The organism is Bradyrhizobium sp. HKCCYLRH1030 (assembly GCF_051168395.1).
Taxonomy (GTDB): domain Bacteria; phylum Pseudomonadota; class Alphaproteobacteria; order Rhizobiales; family Xanthobacteraceae; genus Bradyrhizobium.
The window spans coordinates 344,648-366,424 of the sequence record NZ_JBNPUY010000008.1; the positions used below are offsets into that span (position 1 = coordinate 344,648).

Sequence of the window (21,777 nt, forward strand, 5' to 3'; positions counted from 1 at the left end):
CCGACGGCGCAAGGCCGCATGCTGCGGCATTTCAACACGACGGGCAGTTTCGTCATGGTGTGTATGCGCAATCTGCCCGTCGGGCGCCCTCATGGCTCCGACGGTTGCATGTCCTGCTCTGCCGCGCGCCAGGCTTCGAGCGCGCGGGCGTACAGCAACAGGCCCTCGCGCACCGTGCGCCGCTCGGTCTTCGACAGGGCCGACAGGGCGCCGCGGACCTGCTGGCGGCCGAAGGCGTGCAGCGTGGCCACCCTCTTCCGTCCCTTCGCGGTGAGGCAGAGCGGCTTGATGCGGGCGTCGCCGGAATCGATTGTCTCCTGCAACTCGCCGCTGTCGATCAGCTTGCGGACCATGCGGCTGACGCCGGATTTTTCCAGGTGCAGGACCGCGCCGAGCTGCATCGCGGTGAGACGCGTCGTGCTACGTCGTCGGCCACGTCCTGGCGGCCGACGGCGGCTTCCTCGCGGTCTGAATCTGAAAGGCGTCGGCTGTCGCCGATGGCGCAAGGCCCGCGATCGCCGAGCGGTCTCGGACGCGAGCGATCGTGGTCGAAACAGCTTCATGCTGAAGTCGGAATTTCGCCAGCTTCCGCGAAGCCGCGCAGCGATCGTCACCGTTTCAACTAATTAGTGCTTTCTACGAACGCGAAGATGCTTCGGCGCCGCTCCGCGGCGGCTCGTTGCGAACAGCTCTCAATCTCGCCTGAAATGTTCCCAGCTCGGCAAAACTTCCGCCGACGTTTGCCGGCTATCTCCAAGGCAAGGGGCTTCGTCGCGTGCATGCGCTGCGTATTCATCGCGACGGCGCCCTGACCCGACGTCGTCGCGTGATATTGGCATACCCCCGGCATTGCTTTGCAGGCTCATTCACCACACAAGACCGGCGCGTTCGCGGTGCGGACCAAGCGGCTCATGGTGACGCGATCCCACCGCGGGGTCACGCTCGCGCTCGTCGAGGTGCTGCTGCTGACCGTGATGGTGGTGGACGGCGCGTCCGCGCAGCAGACCATCAAGGCCAAGCCGACGGACGTCGTCCCGGGACGCGCCGACCGGCTGTTCTTCCGTCACGTGACGGCGCGCAGCATCTACTACAACGTTCCGCGGATCACCAACGACAGCCGGACGCTGATGATGCGCCAGGACCCGCGTGGCGTGAGCGCATTGCTGCGTCCGGTGCGCGAGGCCGGTGCGCCGTCGCTGGCCGCGCCGGGCAGGCCCGGCGCGCCGGTCGGCAGCTTTGGATTCTCCGCGTTTCAGCCCGCCCGTGGCGCGCGCATGGCCACGGCCGAGCCGGCGGGAGACGCTCAACGCGCCGCGCCGCAACCGGCCCCACGGCAGATCGCGGCAAGGCCCGCGGCAGTCGCCGAGGCGCCGCCGGCCAAGCCAGACGAGACCGTGGCAGCCGCCCAGCCCGCGGCCGTGCTGCGCAACCGCGACGTTCTTCCCGATCGCAACCTGAATACGGTGAAGCCGCAGCCGGTGACCGCCGACGCGAAGCCCTATGATCCGACGGGCGTGACGGTCGGGTCGTTCCTGGTGAAACCGGCCGTCGAGATCCAGGCCGGCTATGACACCAATCCCACGCGGCGCAACGGTGGGCAGGGCTCACCGGTCGCCATCGTGGCGACGGAGGTCGCGGTCCGCTCGCAATGGGAGCGGCATCAGCTCAACGCCGATTTCCGCGGCGCCTACACCGAGGACAGCAACGTCCGCTCGCTCAGCCATCCGACGTTCGAGGCGCGGGCGCAAGGGCGCTACGACGTCACCGAGGGCACCGCGATCACCGGCGAGGCGCGCTTCGTCAACGATGCATTGGCGCTTCCGGGCGCGCTCAAGCTGCCGCGCGCCACGACGTTCGGCGGCAGCGCCGGCGTGCTGCAGAAGATCGGTCCCGCCGAGATCGCATTCAAGGGATCGGCCGACCGTGTCATGTTCAACGACGCGCTGATCTTGGCCAACGTGCCGTTGCGGACGCAGGACCGCAACTACACCCAGCCGGGCGCGCAGGTCCGCGTCACCTATGTGCTCACGCCGAACATCTCGCCGTTCGTCGACATGAGCTTCGATCGGCGCAACCACGATCTGCAGGTCGACTTCAACGGCCAGCGCCGCGATTCCAGCGGCATCACCGCGCGCGGCGGCGCCGTCGTCAACATGGGATCGCTGACCGGCGAGGCCTCGGTCGGCTATCTCTCGCGCCGCATGGACTCGCCGCTGATGCCGAACATCAACGGCGTGATCGCGGATGCGACGCTCGCTTGGGCCGCGACCGACGCCACGACCTTCGTGCTGGTGGCGCGCTCGCAGGCCTCGGAGACGCCGGCGATGAACGTCTCGGGCATCCTGTCGCGCGACGTGATCCTGCAGATGGACCATCAGTTCGAGCCGTGGCTGATCGGAACGCTGCGCGGCGGCTACGGCCAGGATCAGTTCGTCGGCATCGGCCGCGTCGACCAGCGCATGTTCGTCGCCGCCGGCGGCACCTACAAGATGAACCGGAACGTTCAGCTCAAGAGCGAGGTCCGTACCGAATGGACCCGCTCCAACATCGCGCTCAACAACTTCATGACGGTGGTCGGCGTCGTCGGCGTGCGATTCCAATATTGAGCAGCGGCCGGGTCCGGTGGCGCACCTTCGCCGCCCTGCATCTCCGCCGTCGTCCCGGGCAAGCCGCGCGACAGCGCGGGTGCGACGCCGACGGGGACCCAGACGCCGCGACGGATGTCTGACCGGATTGCGAACGACGCGGCTGGTCTGCATCGACCACAACCGGCTGGTCTGTCGCGCGCAAAAGAAAAGCCCCGCAGGGGACGGGGCTTGAAGGCAATGCATGCCGGTCGGGTGGGGGGGGGGACCCGGGCGTCTCACGCGGCGGGATGAGGTCAGGTCGCCGACGCGTGGGTCGTCCCGGATTGGTTCGGCATGCGGCTGGTGATGGTCTTGTTATCGTTATCCGTGTCCGCGCCGCCCGGCGTAAGCCGACAGGCGGCGCGGAGCGCAGCGGTCTCACTGTTCGAGCGCGGCCAGCGCAGCGTTGCCGATCTGCTGCGCCTCGGCCCAGGCAGCCTGGGTGGCCTGCTGGGCGGCGGTGTAGCCGGCCTGGATCTGCTGCTGAGCCGCGGCCCGCAGCGCCTGCTCCTGCTGCTCGCCGGTCTCGCGGGCCTGGGTCAGGGCCTGATTGTCGGCATTCAGCGTCGCATTGGCCTGGTTGAAGGCGTTGGCGGTGGTCTGCGCCTTGGCCTGGGCCGCCGCCAGTGCGGCCTGGTTGGCCGCATTGTTGGCGCGTTCGAGGACCTCGGCGGCCTCCTGTGCGTCCTGCTTGGCCTGCTGCGCGGCCTGACGCGCCTGCTCCAGCGCCTGCCGGTCGGCGTTCACCTTCTGCTCGGCCGCTTCCACCGTCGCATCGATCGTGCCGATCTTCTGGTTCAGCGCGGCCTCGACCGTCTTCTGGTTCTGGGTCGCAGCCGCCTGCGCGGCCTGGGTCTTCTGCTGGGCGACCGCGCGTGCCTGCTCGCCGGTCTTCAACGCCGCCTGCAGCGCGGCCTGCTCGGCGGCTTCCTGGGCCGCCTGGTTCTGCTGGTTGTTGTTATTGTTGTTGTTGCCGTTGCCGGCCGCCGCTCCGCCATTGTTGGCATTGCCGCCATTGTTGGCGTTGCCGGCCGCCTGGCCGGCCTGCTGGGCCGCCTTGCCGGCGGCCTCGGCCGTCTCGCGCGCGGTGTCCTTGGCGGCGTTGGCGGCTTCCTTGGCCTCGTTGGAGACGTCGATGTCCTTGTCGAGCTTCTGGAACGCGGCCTGCAGCGCGGCCGAGGCTGCCGTCAGCTTCGCAGCGTTCGCGGTCGCCGCGGCCTGGTTGGCGGCGGTCGGGTTCTTCTCGGCCTGCTCCTGGGCCTCGATCGCGGCGCCGCGTGCGTTCTGCTCGGCCTGACGGGCGACGTCGATAGCCTTGCGGTCGGCAGCGACCTGCGCCTCGGCGGCGGCGGCGGTCTGCGCGGCGGCCGCGGCCGCTGCGTTGGCCTTGGCGACGGCATCGGTGCTGCTCGACGCCGCGGCAGCCGCCTTGGCCGGCGTCGCTGCGGCTGCGGGTGTCGCGGTGGCCTTGGCGACCGCGACGGTGGTGGTCGCTGCCGCGGCGGCCGCAGCGGCCGGCTTCGCCGCGCTCGTCGTGGTGCTGGTCGCGGCTGCGGTCTTGGCCATACCGGTGGTCGTCGTTGCGGCGGTGGCGGCAGCGGCGGGCTTGGCGGCGGTCGTCGCGGCCGTGGCGGCGGCAGCGACGGGCTTGGCCGCAGCCGTGCCGGTCGTTACGGCCGCCGTCTTGGCGGCGGTGCTCGCCGCGGTCGCCGCGGCGGTGGTGGCGGCCGTGGTCGCAGCGGTGTTCGCAGCCTTGGCGGCGGCGCCGGCCGCGGCCTTCGCAGCGGCGCTGGCTGCGGCCTTCCCCGCCGCGTCGGTCGCCGCCTTCGCGGCAGCGTTCGCTGCAGCCTTGGCGGCAGCGTTTGCCGCAGCCTTGGCGGCGGCGTCCTGCGCGGCCTTGGCGGCGGCAGCGGCTGCTGCCTTGGCAGCGGCATCCTGGGCCGCCTTGGCGGCTGCCTGGGCTGCGGCCTTCGCCGCCGCCTCCTGCGCCGCCTTCGCGGCGGCGTTGGTGGTGGCCGAAGTGGCAAGGGCGGTGGTCATGGCCTGCGCATGGGCCTGATGCGGCAGCGCCGTCACCGCCAGAGCGGACATCAGGGCCAGCACGCTGACATGGCGATAGAGATCGGTCCTCGACGCCGCGGTTTGAAGATTCTTCTTATCCGCCATCAGCTCAACTCCCTTGGTACGCTGGATTGGATGATGGAACCTTTTGAAAATGATTTTGGCTTGCAGAATGGTCGGACCTTGCAAGCAGCAAGGCGTCTGCCTGCAAGCTGACGGCAGGATTTCGCGATGTTTGCGGCAAGCCGGCCGCGACGAGATGGCGCAGGGGAACAGAAAGCTTTTGAAACAAACGGTTGCAGTCGGAACGCCGGTTGCACGGTTGCGGCGGGCCGATGAGCATTTCGCGGCGAGCCATGCCGCCGCCATTGAAGATGCGACGCATTGTCGCATATGCCGTGAAAGTCGTCCGCTGTGCGAACGGCGGCTCAGCCCTTCTGGGCGTAGAGAAGCGGGACCGCGGCGTCGACCATCACCTCGACGAGGCTCGTGCCGGCATGGGCGAGGGCTCGCGTCAGCGCACCGGCGAGATCGGCGGCATGGTTCACGCGCACTGCGTCGCAGCCCATGCCGTCCGCGAGCTTGACGAAATCGAGGCCGGGCAGCTCGAGCCCGGGCACGTTGCGCACCTGCATGACCTGGCTGAACGAGCGCATCGCGCCATAGCCGGAATTGTTGATGACGACGACCGTCAGCGGCAGCCGGCGCTGCGTGGCGGTCCACAGCGCCTGCAGCGAATACATCGCCGAGCCGTCGCCGATCAGGCACACCGTGCGGCCGGTGCGACGGCCCAGCGCCATGCCGACCGCCGCCGGCAGGCTGTAGCCGAGCCCGCCGCTCGCCATCGTGTAGAACGACTCCGCGCCGGGCATTGGCATGTACTTGTGCATCACCGGCCGGTGCGAGGGGATCTCCTCGACTACGGCGCTGCCCGCCGGCAGCGCCTGCGCCAGCGTGTGCAGGAGATAGTCGACCGGAATCGGATCGGATGGCTTCGGTGCGTCGGGTAGCACGCGGCCCTTCGGCGCCGCGCGCCCGGTCTCCGGCAGCAGCTCCAGCAGCAGCGACAGCGCCGGCCGCATCGTGGCGATGATGCTGGTGCCGACCGGCGGCACCGCGGCGCCTTCGGCGTCGTCGGTGACCTGATAAAGCGTGGTGGCGCCGTCGAAGATCGCGGCGTGGCCCTCGACATGGAAGGTGAACACCGGCGCGCCGATCACGACGACGAGGTCGTGCGGTTTCAGGGCGTCGGACAATTGTCCGGGCGAGGCGTGCAGAAAGCCCTGGAATTGCGGATGGCGCTCGGGAAACGAGCAGCGCGCCGAGAACGGGCTGACCCAGACCGCGGCCTTGGCCTTCTCGGCGACCTCGACCATCAGTTCGACGCAGCCGGCGCGGTCGATGCCGGGGCCGACCACGAGCGCGGGATTCTTCGCGGCGGCAAGTGCGCTCACCAGTTCGTCCATGGCGGCGCGATCGGGGCCGAGCTCGCGGCTCACCTTGCGCGCGGTGATCGGCTGCGCCGGATGCATCCAGTCGTCGATCGGGATCGAGACGAAGGTCGGCCCGCAAGGCGGCTGCATCGCGGTGTAGTAGGCGCGGGCGATCGCGCCCGGCACGTCCTCGGGCCGCGCCGGCTCGACGCTGTATTTGACGTAAGGGCGCGGGAATTCGGACGGGCGTTCGGCATAGAGAAAGGCCTGCAGCGGCAGGATCGAGCGCGCCTGCTGGCCGGCGGTGATGACCAGCGGCGTCTGGTTGCGGTGCGCGGTGTAGATGTTGCCGAGCGCGTTGCCGACGCCGGCCGCCGAATGCAGATTGACGAAGCCGGCATTGCGCGTCGCCTGAGCATAGCCGTCGGCCATGCCGACGACGGAAGCCTCCTGCAGGCCGAGCACGTAGTCGATGTCCTCGGGCCAGTCGCTGAGGAACGGCAGCTCGGTCGAGCCGGGATTGCCGAACACCTTTTTGATGCCGAAGGCGCGCAGCAGCTCGAAGGTGGCCTGCTTGACGGTGACGGGTTTGGTTGTTGTTTTCGTTGTTTTGGCCAAAGGCGTTCCCTCGGGTGCTTTTGTGGGTCGTCATTCCGGGGCGATGCGAAGCATCGAACCCGGAATCTCGAGCGGTTCTTCTCCCTCACCTCGAGGTTCCGGGTTCGATGCTCTGCGCCAAAATGGCTTCGCCATTCTGTCGCGACGCACCGCCCCGGAACGACAGAGTCTATGTCACCAATTCGCGGTGCCCTTCATCGTCGGCTGCCGCTCGGCGTTGGCGGTCCACAGCTCCAGGCCGCCATCCTTGTCATTCGCATTCACCGAGAACGCGCTGCCCTCGAACAAAGGCTGCACGCCGCGATAGGCGAACTTGGCCGGCGGCTTGCCCTTGAGTCTGGCGGCGAACTCGACCAGCAGCGCGGCCTGCAAAGGTCCGTGGAAGATCAGGCCCGGATAGCCTTCGACCCTGGTGACGTAGTCGCGGTCGTAATGGATGCGATGGCCGTTGAAGGTCAGGGCGGAATAGCGAAACAGCAGCACGGCATCGGAGACACGCGTCTCGCTGTGCTGCGCGACCGGCGGAGGCGGCGGCGCTTTTGCCGGCGCAGCCTGCGCGCCGCCCATGTCGCGATAGACGATGTCCTGGCGCTCGCGGATCGCGACGCCGCGCGGCGTCGATACGACATGCTCCACCGACACGAAGCAGAGCTGGCCGGTCGAGCCGCTCTTCAGGGTGACGTCGGTGATGGTCGAAAGGCGCGTCGCGACATCGCCGACGCGCAAGGGATTGATGAACTGCACCTCACCGCCCGCCCACATGCGGCGCGGCAAGGGTACCGGCGGCAGGAAGCCGCCGCGGGTCGGATGGCCGTCGGGGCCGAGCTGATCGTGCGGAAACACCGGCTGGCCCAGGCACCAATGCACGGTGTAGGGCGCGATGTCGCCGGCTGTCGGCTCGCCGATGTCCTGGAACAGCGTCGCGCGCAGCCCCTTGGTGAGCTGCGCGGTGACGATGTCGGTCGCCTCGGCGCTGCGGCCGACCCATTGCCGAAGATGGTCGAGATCGAGCGTGTCCGTCATGATCATCCCTTTCGCTGACGGGGCGAGGCGGCCTCGCCGATCGCGGGCACGGCGCCGTAGTGCCTGTCGTCGCCGACCACGATCGCCGCCGGCGCGGGATAGCTGACGACGCCGTTCGGCGTGTTCACCTCGATCCGCCGCAGATGCGGATGAACCGCGAGGTCGGCCATGCTGTTGACCTCGGCAAAGGCGATATCAGCGGCGGCGAGCTTCGCCAGCAGCTCATCGCGCGACAGCGCCGCGAAGCGCTCCGCGACGATGCCGTCGGTCAGCGCGCGGTTGCGCACGCGCGCGACCATGGTGGCGAAGCGCGGATCGTCGGGCAGCCCGGGCTGGTCCAGCACCTTGGCGCACAGCGTCTTCCACTCGCGCTCGCTCTGGATCGAGATCAGGATGTCCTTGCCGTCCTTCGAGGTGAACACGCCATAGGGCGCGATCGAGGGATGGGCGAGGCCGATGCGCTTCGGCGCATTGCCGGCTTCCGCGTTGAGCAGCGGCACGGTGAGCCAGTCGGCCATCACGTCGAACATCGAGATCCTGATGTCGGCGCCTTCGCCAGTGCGGCCGCGCCTGATCAGCGCCTCCAGGATCGCGGCATGCGCCGTCGCGCCGGTCGCGACGTCGACGATCGACATGCCGACGCGGGAGGGGCCGTCCGGCCCGCCGGTGATCGAGGCCAGCCCGCTCTCGGCCTGAATCAACAGGTCATAGGCCTTGCGATCGGCGTAGGGACCCGTATCGCCATAGCCGGTGATGGTGCAGCAGATCAGCTTCGGATAGTCCTTGCGCAGCCGCTCGCGGGCAAAGCCCATTCTGTCCATCGAGCCGGGCTTCAGGTTCTGCAGCAGCACGTCGGCGCCGGCGATCAGCTTCTCCAGCTCGGCGCGACCTTCCGCTTTTGAAAGGTCGACGACGACGGAATCCTTGCCGCGGTTGAGCCACACGAAATAGCTGCTCTGACCCTTGGCGGCGGCGTCGTAGCCGCGGGCGAAATCGCCCTCGGGCCGCTCGATCTTGATCACGTGAGCGCCGGCATCGGCGAGACGCGACGAGCAGAACGGCGCGGCCACCGCCTGCTCGACGGCGACGACAATGATCCCTTCAAGCGGCAGCATGGCCCGACCTCAATACGAGCGCGGCATGCCGAGCACGTGCTCGGCGACGTAGGACAGGATGAGGTTGGTCGAGATCGGCGCCACCTGATACAGCCGCGTCTCGCGGAATTTGCGCTCCACGTCGTATTCCTCGGCGAAGCCGAAGCCGCCATGGGTCTGGATGCAGGCATTGGCCGCCTCGAACGACGCATCGGCCGCGAGCATCTTGGCCATATTGGCCTCGGCGCCGCAGTCGAGCCCGGCCTCGTATTTGCGCGTGGCCTCCTTGACCATCAGCTCGGCCGCGCGCATCGACGCATAGGCCTTGGCGATCGGGAACTGGACGCCTTGATTCTGGCCGATCGGCCGGCCGAACACGACGCGCTCCTTGGCATAGGTGGTGGCTTTCGCGATGAACCATTTGGCGTCGCCGACGCATTCGGCCGCGATCAGGATGCGCTCGGCATTCATGCCGGAAAGGATGTAGCGGAAGCCCTTGCCTTCCTCGCCGATCAGGTTCTCCGCGGGCACGCGCATGTCGGTGAAGAACACTTCCGTCGTGGCGTGGTTCATCATCGTCCGGATCGGGCGGATGGTGAGCCCGGCCTTCTTGGCCTCGCGCATGTCGACGATGAAGACGGAGAGACCATCGGTGCGCTTCTGCGCCTGCTCTTTCGGCGTGGTGCGCGCGAGCAGGATCATCAGGTCGGAATGCTCCGCGCGGCTGGTCCAGATCTTCTGGCCGTTGACGACATAGCTGTCGCCGTCGCGCTTCGCGACCGTCTTCAGCGACGTCGTGTCGGTGCCCGAAGTGGGTTCGGTGACGCCGAAAGCCTGCAGCCGCAACTCGCCGCTGGCGACCTTCGGCAGCCACTTCGCCTTCTGCTCGGCGGAGCCGTGGCGCAGCACCGTGCCCATCGTGTACATCTGGGCGTGACAGCCGCCGCCATTGCAGCCGGCACGCTGGATCTCCTCGAGGATCGCCGCAGCGGCCGACAGCTTCAATCCCGCCCCGCCATATTCCTCGGGAATCAGCACGGAGAGATAGCCGGCCTCGGTCAGCGCATCGACGAAGGCCGAGGGATAGGCCATCTCGCGATCGAGCTTGCGCCAATATTCACCAGGGAACTGCGCGCACAGCTTGGCCACCGCGTCGCGGATATCGGCGTAATCGTCGTGCTGATGCTGGTCTGTCATGTGTTGCTCCGCCGGCCGCCGTGACGCGGCCTGGGCTCTCTCCCTGGACTTGTTTCCTGATAGCCTATGACCAAGCGGGTCACGCTTGGCAAGCTTGGAATGCCAGCGTTGCAGCCGAGCAGCCTTGCCGGAGCGACAGAGCAGGCCGCCTGCGGCGACGTTCTAGCTGACGGGAAATCCGAGATGACCGCGGAAACGGTTCTTGAGGAAGACACCGTCGCGTGGGGGCAGCGCGCGGTCAACGTGATCGGTCGAGATCGCGACGCGGGTGAAGTGCGGCCCGGAGAACGCGTGCAGCTTCGGCCGGAAGGCGTCGAGCGCCGCGCTGTCCTCGAGCGTGCTGACGGAGGGAAAGCCGGCTCCGGTCGCGATCAGCTCGAGATTCGCGCCGAGCCCGGAATGACTCATCTGCATCCCGGTCTCGCCGAAATGGGCGTTGTCGAGCACGACGATCGAGAGATTCCTGGGCTTCTTCGCGGCTGCAGTCGCGAGGCTGCCGAGCCCCATCAGTTGTTCGCCGTCGCCGGTGATGACGACGACCGGGCGCGATGGCTGCGCCAGGGCGAGACCCAGGCCGATCATGGCCGCGCCGCCCATCGCGCCCCACAGATAGAAGTTGGCGTCGTGATCACCCGCGGCGAACACGTCGTAGGACGATGAGCCGAGGCCGCTGACGACCAGCAGGTCGCCACGGTCCTGCAGCAGCGCCTTGACGGCGGTGCGGCGGTCGAGCGGTGCTCCCATCACTTCGCCTCCGTCCACTTCTTGGCGCCGATCATGCGCTGGGAGATCAGCACCGCGATCGGCTGATCGCTGTCGAACGCGAGCCTCGCTGCAGCGGCCGCCATCTCGCCGGCGTCTTCGGGACGTTCCAGCCGGAACACCGTGACGCCCATGATCTCGAAGGCCGCCTGCGTCGCCTTGCCCATCGGCACCTGCCACGGATTGAACTCGGCCCACTCGCCGCGCATCGTCACGAAGGCGAGGAACGGGAAGCGGCAGCTCTGAAGCAACGACAGCATGTTGACGCAATTGCCGACGCCGCTCGACTGCATCAGCAGCACTGCGCGCTGCCCGCCGAGCCAGGCGCCGGCGGAGAGCGCGACACCTTCCTCTTCGGTGGTCAGGACCGTGGTGGCGATCGCGGGATCGTCATGGGCGAGGCCGATCAGGCGGGAATGGCCGGCGTCGGGGACGTAGCAGAGCTGACGGACGTCGGCCGCCTTCAGCGCCTCGTAGATGGCGAGCGGCCAGTCGGTGGTGGGCGTGTCGGAAGCGGCCATGGCGTCCTGAGGTTCATGAGCACCGATGGTGCTGCGGATGATTTAGCCAGAAACGACCGTCGAAGCCCATTGAATCTCGTTCAACCCGCCATGCTGGATTCTCATAGGCAGCCTAGGGCCTCGTGGTTCGGCTGGGGAGGCCTCATGGTTCGAGACGCCGCTGCGCGGCTCCACACCCTCATGGTGAGGAGCGCCGCTCGCGGCGCGTCTCGAACCATGAGGCCCCATGCGGCCGACCACGCGATCGTCATGTGGAGTGGCGGGAGTAACAGGAACTCACCCCGGGATCCGCACCGGCAGCGATTCATAGCCTCGGACGAAGCTGGAATAGACCCGCTTCGGCTCGCCCACGACCTCGATGCGGTCGAAGCGCTTGAGGATCTCTTGCCAGACGATGCGCAGCTGCAACTCGGCGAGTCGCATGCCGACGCAGCGGTGGATGCCGAAGCCGAATGAGAGATGAATGCGCGGCCGCTTGCGGTCGATGATGAAGGCGTCCGGGTTCTCGATCACCTCCCCGTCGCGGTTGCCCGAGACGTACCACATCACGACGCGGTCCCCCTTCTTGATTGTCTTCCCGCCGAGCTCGGTATCGACCAGCGCGGTGCGGCGCATGTGGGCGAGCGGCGTCTGCCAGCGGATCACCTCGGGCACCATGGTCTCGATCAGCGCCGGATTGTCGCGCAGCTTCTGATACTCGGCCGGGTTCTCGTTCAGCGCCAGCACCGATGCCGTCATCGTATTGCGGGTGGTGTCGTTGCCGCCGACGATGAGCAGGATCAGGTTGCCCATCAGATTGTCCGGCGTCATGTGCCGCGTCGCCTCGCTGTGCGCCATCATCGAGATCAGGTCGCGGCCGGGCTCGGCCTGACGCGCCTTCCACATCCGGCCGAAGGTCTCGGCGCATTCGCCGAGCTCGCGGCGGCGCTCCTCCTCCGACGAAACGATGCCGCTCTTGGGCAGGGCGGTGGAGACATCCGACCAGCGCGTCAGCTTGCGGCGCTCCTCGAACGGGAAGTCGAACAGGGTCGCCAGCATCTGTGTCGTCAGCTCGATCGAGACCTTCTCGACCCAGTTGAAGGTCTCGTTGCGCGGCAGCGAATCCAGCACCTTGGCCGAGCGCTGCCGGATCAGCACCGCCATCTCGTCGAGATGGTCCGGCGTGAACATCGGCTGCACGGTCTTGCGCTGCTCGCCATGGCGGGGCTCGTCCATCGCGATGAAGCTCGGCCACTCATAGCCCGGCGGCACGTCGCGGATCATGATTCCGCCATTGCTGACGTCCGACGAGAAGAACGCGTGGTTGGTATCGACATGCATGATGTCGTGATAGCGCGTCACCGACCAATAGGGCTCGATCGGCGCCTTGGTGCAGTAGTGCACGGGCGCCTCCTTGCGCAGCCGCTCGAACCACGGCCAGATCGTGTCGTTCTGGAACAGCCGGGGCGCGCCGGGATGGAAGTCCTCGATCGGCGTCGAGTAGGCCTCGAGGCGCGCGTCGCGCAGCAGATCGGCCTTATCGGAGCGAAGCGCGGCCTGGACGGTCATGGGGTGGTCCTTTTCTTGCTGCTGTTTCTTGCTGCCGTACCGATCGTACTCACGTCATCCTCCGCAAAGGCGGACGATCCAGTACGTCGAGACGTCAATCATATTGCAATATCGTTCTCCGGAATACGGGATGCCCCGCCTGCGCGGGGCATGACGGCAAAGTTGATCTGCATCGCAATCAGTTCACACTGCAATCCGTACCGGCAACGTCTCGTATCCCTTCACGAAGCTCGAATAGACCCGCTTCGGCTCGTCCATCACGTCGATATGATCGAATCGTTTCAGGATCTCCTCCCAGATGATCTTGAGTTGCAGTTCGGCCAATCGCAAGCCGACGCAGCGGTGGATGCCGAAGCCAAATGACAGATGCTGGCGCGGCCTGACACGGTCGATGATGAAGTCGTAGGGACGCTCGATGGCGGCCTCGTCGCGGTTGCCCGAGACGTACCACATCACGACCTTGTCGCCTTTCTTGATCTGCTTGCCGCGGAACTCGATGTCTTCCAGCGCGGTGCGGCGCATGTGGGCGAGCGGGGTCTGCCAGCGGATGACCTCGGGGACGAAGCTGTCGATCAGCGCGGGGTTGTCCTTGAGCTTGCGGTACTGATCAGGGTTCTGACTGAGCGCATAGATGCTGCCGGACATGGTATTGCGCGTGGTGTCGTTGCCGCCGACGATCAGGAGCACGAGATTGCCGAGGAAGTTCTTCGGGTCCATGTTCCGGGTCGCCTCGCTGTGGGCCATCATCGACAGCAGGTCGCTCTTCGGCGGCTGGTTGACGCGCTCCTGCCAGAGCCGGGCGAAATAGCGCGCACAGTCCATCAGTTCGGCCTGCCGTTCGTCCTCGGTCGCGACAAGCCCATCGGGGCCGGGGATCGTGGTCGCGATATCCGACCAGCGCGTCAGCTTGCGGCGGTCTTCCCAGGGGAAGTCGAACAGCACCGCCAGCATCTGCGTGGTCAGCTCGATCGAGACGCGATCGACCCAGTCGAACACCTCGCCGACAGGCAGATTGTCCAGGCATTCGGCGGAGCGCTTGCGGATGTTGATCGCGAGCTCGTCGAGATGTGTCGGCGTGAACATCGGTGCCACGGTCTTGCGCTGCGCGGCATGGCGCGGCGGATCCATCGCGATGAAGCTCTCGCGGCGCAGGTCAGGATCGACGTCGCGAATGGTGATGCCGCCGAGCGCGGACGCCGAGGAGAACACCGCGTGGTTTGTCTCGATCTCCATGATGTCGTCGTATCGGGTGATCGACCAGTAGGGACCGAACATCGACTCCTTGCAGTAGTGCACCGGATCCTCGCGACGCAGCCGGTCGAAATAGGGCCAGTGCGTGTCGGTACGGAACAACTCCGGATGACCGGGGTCGAATTCGGCGAGCGGCAACGATGCGGCGCGGCTGGCGGCCGTGTCGTCGACGCGCTCGACTGCTGCGGCGTGTCGCTGTGCCTCGGCCGTCGTGGTGGTCCCGTGCATGGACGTCTCCCTGATGGCCGGATTTGAGCTGTCCGGCGATGTTGGGTGCGATTACATCCTGCCCGGGAGCGCGGGGCAAGCGCGGAGTGGGGCCGCCGGGCCGGTCTTGCGTCGCAACGCTGGTATTTGTCCGGACGTCGGGCGTGACAAGCGCCACGTCACGGAATATGGCTTTGGGCGATTGTTGCAAAGCAGAAGACTAGCAGGAGGCCGCCCCATGATCGCCAACGCGCAGCGCATGTTCAATTTCGATCTCGGCGAGACCGCAGACGCGATTCGTGAGACGGTGGCGAGCTTTTCGCAAGAGCAGATCGCGCCGCGCGCTGCCGAGATCGACCGCTCCAACCAGTTTCCGCGCGATCTCTGGCCCAGGATCGGCGAGCTCGGTCTGCACGGCATCACGGTGGAGGAAGAGTATGGCGGTGCCGGCCTCGGCTATCTCGAGCACTGCATCGCCATGGAGGAGATCTCGCGCGCCTCGGCCTCGGTGGGCCTGTCCTACGGCGCCCACTCCAACCTCTGCGTCAACCAGATCCGCCGCAACGGCAACGAGGCGCAGAAGCGCAAATATCTGCCCAAGCTGATCTCGGGCGAGCATGTCGGCTCGCTGGCGATGTCCGAGCCGCAGGCCGGCTCCGACGTGGTGTCGATGAAGACCCGCGCCGACAAGAAGGGAGACCGCTTCGTCCTCAACGGCAACAAGATGTGGATCACCAATGGTCCGATCGCCGAGACGCTGGTGGTCTATGCCAAGACCGATCCGCAAGGAGGCCCGCGCGGCATCACCGCGTTCATCATCGAGAAGGGCATGAAGGGCTTCTCGACCGCGCAGAAGCTCGACAAGCTCGGCATGCGCGGCTCCGACACCTGCGAGCTGGTGTTCGAGGATTGCGAGGTACCGGAGGAGAACGTGCTGGGGCAGGTCGGCCGCGGCGTCAACGTGCTGATGAGTGGCCTCGATTACGAGCGCGCGGTGCTCGCGGCAGGTCCGCTCGGCATCATGCAGGCCTGCATGGACGCGGTGCTACCCTACGTGCACGAGCGCAAGCAGTTCGGCCAGCCGATCGGCACCTTCCAGCTCGTGCAGGGCAAGGTTGCCGACATGTACACGACGATGAATGCCGCGCGCGCCTATGTCTATGCCGTGGCCAAGGCCTGCGATCGGGGCGAGACGACGCGTGAGGACGCCGCCGGCGCGATTCTGTTCGCCGCCGAAAAGGCGACGCAATGTGCGCTCGATGCGATCCAGCTGCTCGGCGGCAACGGCTATATCAACGACTATGCGACCGGGCGGCTGCTGCGCGACGCCAAGCTGTACGAGATCGGCGCCGGCACCAGCGAGATCCGCCGCATGCTGATCGGGCGGGAATTGTTCGAGAAGACGTCTTGAGGCGCAGACCAAGCGGTTGGCATATGCGGGACATGCGTTCGCCAACCGGCCGGATGCAGATATTTTAGTCATCCTCGTCGAGGCCGGTGTTTTTTTCCGGCCGACTTGCGTAGAAAATACGTCGAACCTCGAAGTCGTCCCGGCGACGAACCATCGAGGTATATTGTAGATCTTTTGCGGGTGTCGGAGGCTTGAGCCGTGAACCAGATGAGCTACGTTCCGGAGCAGCCGCCGCCGCTTCCGCCTCTCACCGCCACCTTCTCAGGTGCGCGTGGCGAGTTCTTCCGGCTGGTCAGCCGCGGGGCGGCCATCGAACTGATCACGCTGGGCTTCTACCGGTTCTGGCTGGCGACCGACATCCGCCGTCATCTCTGGGTCAACACGGCCGTCGACGGTGATGCCGCCGAATATACCGGCCGCGGCAAGGAGCTCCTGATTGGCTTCCTGTTCGCGATGGCGATCCTGGTCCCGATCTACCTTGCCTACTTCCTCGTCGGCGTCGAGGCCGAGCGCTTCAAGGCCTTCGCCAGCGTGCCGCTGGTGATCGCCTTCTACGCCTTCGGCCAGTTCGCGATCTTCCGCGCGCGCCGCTACCGCCTGACGCGCACGGTCTGGCGCGGCATCCGATTCTGGATGACCGGCTCGGGCTGGGCCTATGCCGGGCGCGCCATGCTGTGGACCTTGTTGACGGTGGTCACGCTGGGGCTGGCCTGGCCGTGGCGCGCCGCCGCGCTCGAGCGCTACAAGATGCGGCATTCGCACTATGGCGATCTCAGCGGCGACTTCGAGGGACGCGGCTGGGAGTTCTTCAAGCGCGCCTGGTATCTGTGGGTCATCGCGCCGTTTGCGCTGCTGCTGTTTCCGTTGTTTCCGTTCGTCTATGCGCAGTTCAAAGCGATCGAGTGGCGCTGGTGGCTGTCGGGCATCCGCTTCGGCGGCGTGCGTCTGGAATCGGACCTGCCCGGCAACGCGTTCTATGGTCTGTATTGGAAGGTGATCGGCTGGTGGTTTCTGCTGTCGGTCGCCTCCGGCGCCTATTTCAGTGGCGTCGCAGCGCTGATGATCAAACTGCTGGGGCCGGGAAGCGACGGCCTGCCTCAGGTGCAGGCGCTGTCTGACAACATACCGATGCTGGTGCTGGTCGGATTGGGCTACGTCGCCTGGATCCTGGCGCTCAACGTCGTGATGCGGCTCTATCTGGTGCGCGACATGTGGGCGACCGTGCTGCAGTCGGTTCAAGTGCATGGCATCGAGGCCATGGCCAATGTCGCCGCCAAGGGCGATCTGGCCAGCGCGCTCGGCGAAGGATTTGCCGATGGACTCGACGTCGCCGGATTCTGATTCCGGGCCGGCGGGCGCTGCTGCGCCGGCCGCCGCCACGCCGGTCGAGCCTGCCGCTCCGCTCGGCGGCCCTGCGGTCTATTTCGACGGCCTGTCCAACCGGCGGCAGGTAGTCACGATCGGCTTTGCCAATCAGCTGGTGATGCGCAGCGCCGACAATTTCGTCTCCTGGCCCTATGCCGACATCCGCCGCGTCGATGGGCCGAGCGGCACGCTGCGCATGAGCTGCCTGTCGGCGTCGCCGCTGGCGCGGCTGGAGATCCGCGACGCAGCGCTGTCGGCCGAGCTGATCGCGCGCTGCAGCCACATCGACCAGAACAGGATGACCCGCGGCGCCATCACGCGCATCGTCGGCTGGTCGCTGGCCGCCGCCGCCTCGATCGTCGCCGTCGTGCTGGTGGTGATTCCGTTCGCCTCCGACCGGCTGACGCCCCTGGTGCCGCCGACCATGGAGCGGCATCTCGGCGAGGCCGCCGTGGTGCAGATCCAGACCGTGTTCGGCGACAAGCTCTGCAGCGAGGCGGCGGGGCAGGCCGCGTTCGCCAAGCTGGTGACGGCGCTGCGCCGCCCCGCCGGCCTCGACGACAGCATCGCGTCGCAGGTGCTGGACACGCCGATCCCCAACGCCTTCGCGCTGCCGGGCGGGCGATTCTTCCTGTTCAGGGGGCTGCTCGACAAGGCCAATGACCCCGACGAGGTCGCCGGCGTGCTGGCGCATGAGCTCGGCCACCTCAAGCACCGCGACAACCTGAGGCAGCTGATCCACAATGGCGGCAGCTCGTTCCTGATCGGCCTGCTGTTCGGCGACGTCACCGGCGCGGGTGCGGCGATCTTCGCCTCGCGGGCCATGATCAACGCGTCCTATTCGCGCGAGGCGGAGGCGGCCGCGGACGGCTTCGCCATCGAGGTGATGCAGAAGCTCGGACGGCCGACGCGCCCGATGGGCGAATTGCTGTTCCGCATCACCGGCAAGGAGGACGGCAAGCGCCCGTCGCTGTGGGCCAGCCATCCGCTCAGCGAGGACCGTCTCGCCCGCATGCGCGCCGAGGACCGGCCGCCGAGCGGCCCGCCGCTGCTCAGTGCGGAGGAGTGGAAGGCGCTGAAGGGGATTTGTCGCTAGGCATTGGGACGCGTTTGGCGTTCGGGCGACGGCTGCGCTTGGCGTCGATTTGTGCCGACAGCGTTGCCATACATTCGGTGTCGTCCCTGCGAACGCAGGGACCCATAACCACCGAACCTTGTTGTTGGAAGCGGGCGTCGCTCAGCTTGCCACTTGCAGAGGCCGCGGCGTATGGGTCCCTGCGTTCGCAGGGACGACAGCGGAGGCTGAGGCGGCGTCCGGGCTCTCAATGAGGCGATCACAAGCGCGTTCGGATCAACCGACCGCTCACTCCGCCAGATTGTTGGTCTTCCTCACCCAGGCCCGCACATCGACCAGCACGTCCGGCAGCACCGCCTTGACGTCGGCGAGCGTCATGCCGGCCTTGACGCGCGGGTCGTACAGCAGGTTGAGGATGTACTGGTCGTAGACGTCGAAATAGCCCATCGAGACGTTGTCGTTGAACATCGTCCAGGGCACGCTCGAGGTGTCGTTGATCGGCCCGAGCGACTGCAGCAGCTCCTCATAGGCGCAGTCGAGAAAGACGAAATCGCCGTTGTCGACGGTCAGAATGACGTCGGAGCGCTCGATCTCGAACGCCTCGTTCTTGCGGAAGCCGGACAGGCATTGCGGATCCAGCGAGGTCTTGATCTCGCGCGCGCGCTCGCTGCCATAGGCCTGGCTGATGGTGTGGTAGAGGTCGCGGTCGCGCACCAGCTTGACGCGGACATTGGCGTCGCCGTCGGTCTCGGTCATCGCAATGTCGAGGTTGCGGATGCGGGCGGCGATATCTTTGACGACCTTGGCGAGCTGCGCCTTGCGGTCGGCGCGGCGGCCGTCGGCAAACACCCGCACCGGCGCGCTGTATTTCCGGATGCGGTCAACCCGGCCCGCCAGGTGATACTCGGCGCCGAAGGCGGTCTTGAAGAAGCCGTCGGTGATCTCGGCGTCGGTGAAGCTCTTCTTCTCGATGCGCTGGCGGGCGGCGATCGCCGGAATTTCGGCGGCCGACGCCGGCAGCGGGACCACCACGGTCACGAGCGCAGCCAGCGCGGCAGCCACCGCGCTCCGCAGGGGACGCCCGGAGCACCGGTGCTGCCGGCGAGGATGCGCGCTGTGACATTGCCTCATCGTCGTGGTCGCGTGCGGCTCTCAGTTCTTGACGATCACGGTGGTGCCGACCGAGACGCGGTCGTAGAGGTCGGCGACGTCGTCATTGGTCATGCGGAAGCAGCCCGACGATACCGCCTGGCCGATCGTCTCGGGCTCGTTCGAGCCGTGGATGCGGTACAGCGTGGAGCCGAGATACATCGCGCGGGCGCCGAGCGGGTTCTCGATGCCGCCGGCCATGTGGCGCGGCAGGTCGGGCCGGCGCCGCAGCATCTGCGACGGCGGGGTCCAGGCCGGCCATTCCTTCTTCGCGGTGATGCGGTGCACGCCGCTCCAGCGGAACCCGTCACGGCCGACACCGATGCCGTAGCGCAACGCCTGGCCGCCGGGCAGGACCAGATAGAGCCGGCGCTCGCTGGTGTTCACGATGATCGTGCCGGGCGCATACTGGCTCTGGAACATCACGGTCTGGCGCGGAATCGGGCTCACGCCGCTCTGGTAGAAGTTCGGCCCGCCGCCGAAGAGGTCCCTGGTGTCGAACATTTCCGCCCGCGCCATCCCGGCGCTTGCCACCGACGCGACCGCAGCAATTCCCAAAGCCAAACAGCGCTTCATTTCCATCCCCTGGCAAACATCAAATTCCGTTCGCAGACAGGCCATAAACGGTTGCACTTCGCAACCCACGGCGGCGTGAGGCCGGTATGTGGCGACGGTCCGTGACCCAAATCCCACGGAAAATCGCGCGCGTCCTGGACCAACATCCTGTTAGCCAAGCCCGCGCATGAGCACCGCGGCGATGGCAGCAATGCGGCCAGCCCCTTTGACGCCGCGGGCGAACAATGATTGATCTGCCCAGCATTGCAAATGGCGCGCGGAATCAGCAGGAGAATAGGATGAACGGTGCGGAAAGCCTGGTGCGGACCCTGGTCGCGGGCGGCGTTGACGTCTGCTTTACCAATCCGGGCACCTCCGAGATGCACTTCGTCGCCGCGCTCGACCGTGTCGAGGGCATGCGCTGCGTGCTCGGCCTGTTCGAAGGCGTGGTGACCGGCGCCGCCGACGGCTATTTCCGCATGAAGGGCACGCCGGCCTCGACGCTTCTCCATCTCGGCCCCGGCCTCGCCAACGGCCTTGCCAATTTGCACAACGCCAAGAAGGCCCGCTCGGGCATCGTCAACATCGTCGGCCAGCACGCCACCTACCACATCGGCTTCAACGCGCCGCTGACCTCGGACATTGAGGGCCTGGCGCGGCCGATGTCGGACTGGGTGCGGACCTCGCCGAGCGCCAAGGCTGTGGCCGCCGACGGCGCCGCCGCGATCGCCGCCGCCAGGAGCGCGCCGCCGCAGATCGCCACCCTGATCCTGCCCGCCGACACCGCCTGGAACGAGGCCGACGGCATTGCCCAGGTTCCGGGAGAGGCGCAGCGCCCGAGCTATTCGGCTGACGCGGTGGAGAAGGCGGCCAAGATCCTGCATGCCCACGGCCCCGAGACCCTGGTGCTGATGACGGCGGGCGCGCTGACCGAGCAGGCGCTGACCTTCGCCCAGCAGATTGCCGGCAAGACCGGCTGCCGCGTGATGGGCCAGACCTATCACCCGCGCATGGCGCGCGGCGCCGGCCGCTTCTCGATCGACCGCATCCCTTACGTGATCGAGCAGGCGCTGCCGATCCTGAAGAACTACAAGCACATCGTGCTGGTCGAGGCCAACGACCCCGTCGCCTTCTTCGCCTATCCGAACAAGCCGAGCATGCTCAAGGCCGAGGGCACCGAGGTACACCGCATGACCGCCTGGGGCGAGAACTCGGCCGCGGCGCTCGAGGCGCTGGCCGGCCATCTCGGCGCCAAGCCGGCCGACGTGAAGCCGCAGCCGCTCGCCGAGCTGATCAAGCCCACCGGCGCGCTGAACCACACCACCATCGCCCAGGCGATCGCCTATGCGATCCCCGAGAACGCGATCGTCGTCGACGAATCCATCACCACGGGCCGCGGCTTCTTCCCGCCGACAGCGGCCGCCAAGCCGCATGACTGGCTGCAGAACATGGGCGGCTCGATCGGCTTCTCGACCCCGGTCGCGACCGGCGCCGCGGTGGCCTGCCCGGACCGCAAGGTCATGTGCCTCGTGGGCGACGGCAGCGCGATGTACACGATCCAGTCGCTGTGGACCCAGGCGCGCGAGAACCTCAACGTCGTCACGGTGGTGTTCGCCAACAGGATCTACCAGATCCTGCGCGGCGAGTTCGACGGCGTCGGCGCCGGCGAGCCCGGCCAGCGCGCCCAGGACATGCTCAAGATCGACCGTCCGACGCTCGACTTCGTCGCCATGGCCAAGGGCATGGGCGTCCCTGGCCGCGCTGTCACCTCGGCCGACGAGTTCAATGCCGCGCTGGCCGAGGCGAACGCCGATTATGGTCCGCGCCTGATCGAAGTGCAGATGTAAATCCGCAACGCTGGCGGCCGCAAAACGGCCGCC

General features: G+C 67.1%; 18 protein-coding genes. 5 read left to right on the forward strand and 13 right to left on the reverse strand.

Annotation, left to right across the window (positions count from 1 at the left end):
* Nucleotides 1-89 precede the first annotated feature (89 nt).
* Entirely contained in the window at nt 90-401 is a 312-nt protein-coding gene (locus ACQR1E_RS24255) for a MarR family winged helix-turn-helix transcriptional regulator (protein ID WP_409977923.1), read from the reverse strand.
* A gap of 510 nt (nt 402-911) precedes the next feature.
* On the opposite strand from ACQR1E_RS24255, the gene ACQR1E_RS24260 reads away from it, so the two are divergent.
* Nucleotides 912-2,606, forward strand: coding sequence for an outer membrane beta-barrel protein (locus tag ACQR1E_RS24260; protein WP_434897651.1), 1,695 nt, complete (start codon nt 912-914; stop codon nt 2,604-2,606).
* 399 nt (nt 2,607-3,005) lie between these two features.
* Here ACQR1E_RS24260 and ACQR1E_RS24265 read toward each other — a convergent pair whose 3' ends face one another.
* The 10 genes from ACQR1E_RS24265 to ACQR1E_RS24310 form a co-directional block, all read right to left on the reverse strand.
* Complete coding sequence (locus ACQR1E_RS24265) at nt 3,006-4,793, reverse strand: hypothetical protein (RefSeq protein ID WP_434897652.1); 1,788 nt, start codon at nt 4,791-4,793, stop codon at nt 3,006-3,008.
* A gap of 4 nt (nt 4,794-4,797) precedes the next feature.
* A complete protein-coding gene (locus ACQR1E_RS24270) occupies nt 4,798-5,073 on the reverse strand; it encodes a hypothetical protein (RefSeq protein WP_315713984.1) in 276 nt (91 codons plus the stop codon).
* A 43-nt stretch (nt 5,074-5,116) separates the two neighbouring features.
* Nucleotides 5,117-6,739, reverse strand: a complete 1,623-nt coding sequence (gene mdlC, locus ACQR1E_RS24275; protein WP_434897653.1) for a benzoylformate decarboxylase — start codon at nt 6,737-6,739, stop codon at nt 5,117-5,119.
* 174 nt (nt 6,740-6,913) lie between these two features.
* Nucleotides 6,914-7,762: an FAS1-like dehydratase domain-containing protein gene (locus tag ACQR1E_RS24280; protein WP_434897654.1), complete on the reverse strand. Its 849-nt coding sequence runs from the start codon at nt 7,760-7,762 to the stop codon at nt 6,914-6,916.
* A 2-nt stretch (nt 7,763-7,764) separates the two neighbouring features.
* On the reverse strand, nt 7,765-8,877 hold the full coding sequence (locus ACQR1E_RS24285; RefSeq protein ID WP_434897655.1) for a CaiB/BaiF CoA transferase family protein: 1,113 nt from the start codon (nt 8,875-8,877) through the stop codon (nt 7,765-7,767).
* A gap of 9 nt (nt 8,878-8,886) precedes the next feature.
* Nucleotides 8,887-10,053, reverse strand: coding sequence for an acyl-CoA dehydrogenase family protein (locus ACQR1E_RS24290; protein ID WP_316165728.1), 1,167 nt, complete (start codon nt 10,051-10,053; stop codon nt 8,887-8,889).
* 162 nt (nt 10,054-10,215) lie between these two features.
* On the reverse strand, nt 10,216-10,797 hold the full coding sequence (locus tag ACQR1E_RS24295; protein WP_316201380.1) for a thiamine pyrophosphate-dependent enzyme: 582 nt from the start codon (nt 10,795-10,797) through the stop codon (nt 10,216-10,218).
* The gene (locus ACQR1E_RS24300; protein WP_315752662.1) at nt 10,797-11,336 is read right to left on the reverse strand and encodes a thiamine pyrophosphate-binding protein; all 540 of its coding nucleotides are present in this window, start codon (nt 11,334-11,336) and stop codon (nt 10,797-10,799) included. Before ACQR1E_RS24300 ends, ACQR1E_RS24295 begins: the two co-directional genes overlap by 1 nt.
* Nucleotides 11,337-11,612: 276 nt before the next feature.
* Entirely contained in the window at nt 11,613-12,884 is a 1,272-nt protein-coding gene (locus tag ACQR1E_RS24305) for a cytochrome P450 (protein WP_434897656.1), read from the reverse strand.
* Nucleotides 12,885-13,067: 183 nt separating this feature from the next.
* Nucleotides 13,068-14,363 (reverse strand): cytochrome P450, encoded by a 1,296-nt coding sequence (locus ACQR1E_RS24310; protein ID WP_316225860.1) that lies wholly within the window; start codon nt 14,361-14,363, stop codon nt 13,068-13,070.
* A 217-nt stretch (nt 14,364-14,580) separates the two neighbouring features.
* Between ACQR1E_RS24310 and ACQR1E_RS24315 the strand changes: the two genes are divergently transcribed.
* The 3 genes from ACQR1E_RS24315 to ACQR1E_RS24325 all read left to right on the forward strand — a co-directional run bounded on the left by ACQR1E_RS24315 (nt 14,581) and on the right by ACQR1E_RS24325 (nt 18,214).
* Nucleotides 14,581-15,753, forward strand: coding sequence for an isovaleryl-CoA dehydrogenase (locus tag ACQR1E_RS24315; protein ID WP_315713993.1), 1,173 nt, complete (start codon nt 14,581-14,583; stop codon nt 15,751-15,753).
* A gap of 207 nt (nt 15,754-15,960) precedes the next feature.
* A complete protein-coding gene (locus tag ACQR1E_RS24320) occupies nt 15,961-17,094 on the forward strand; it encodes a DUF898 family protein (RefSeq protein ID WP_315714374.1) in 1,134 nt (377 codons plus the stop codon).
* Complete coding sequence (locus ACQR1E_RS24325) at nt 17,069-18,214, forward strand: M48 family metallopeptidase (RefSeq protein ID WP_434897657.1); 1,146 nt, start codon at nt 17,069-17,071, stop codon at nt 18,212-18,214. Before ACQR1E_RS24320 ends, ACQR1E_RS24325 begins: the two co-directional genes overlap by 26 nt.
* 267 nt (nt 18,215-18,481) lie before the next feature.
* Here ACQR1E_RS24325 and ACQR1E_RS24330 read toward each other — a convergent pair whose 3' ends face one another.
* Together ACQR1E_RS24330 and ACQR1E_RS24335 are read right to left on the reverse strand one after the other, a co-directional pair.
* Entirely contained in the window at nt 18,482-19,324 is an 843-nt protein-coding gene (locus tag ACQR1E_RS24330; RefSeq protein ID WP_410051222.1) for a DUF2927 domain-containing protein, read from the reverse strand.
* A gap of 21 nt (nt 19,325-19,345) precedes the next feature.
* Entirely contained in the window at nt 19,346-19,918 is a 573-nt protein-coding gene (locus ACQR1E_RS24335) for a L,D-transpeptidase (RefSeq protein ID WP_316201373.1), read from the reverse strand.
* A gap of 278 nt (nt 19,919-20,196) precedes the next feature.
* Between ACQR1E_RS24335 and ACQR1E_RS24340 the strand changes: the two genes are divergently transcribed.
* Nucleotides 20,197-21,744, forward strand: coding sequence for an acetolactate synthase large subunit (locus ACQR1E_RS24340; RefSeq protein WP_434897658.1), 1,548 nt, complete (start codon nt 20,197-20,199; stop codon nt 21,742-21,744).
* Nucleotides 21,745-21,777: the final 33 nt, after the last annotated feature.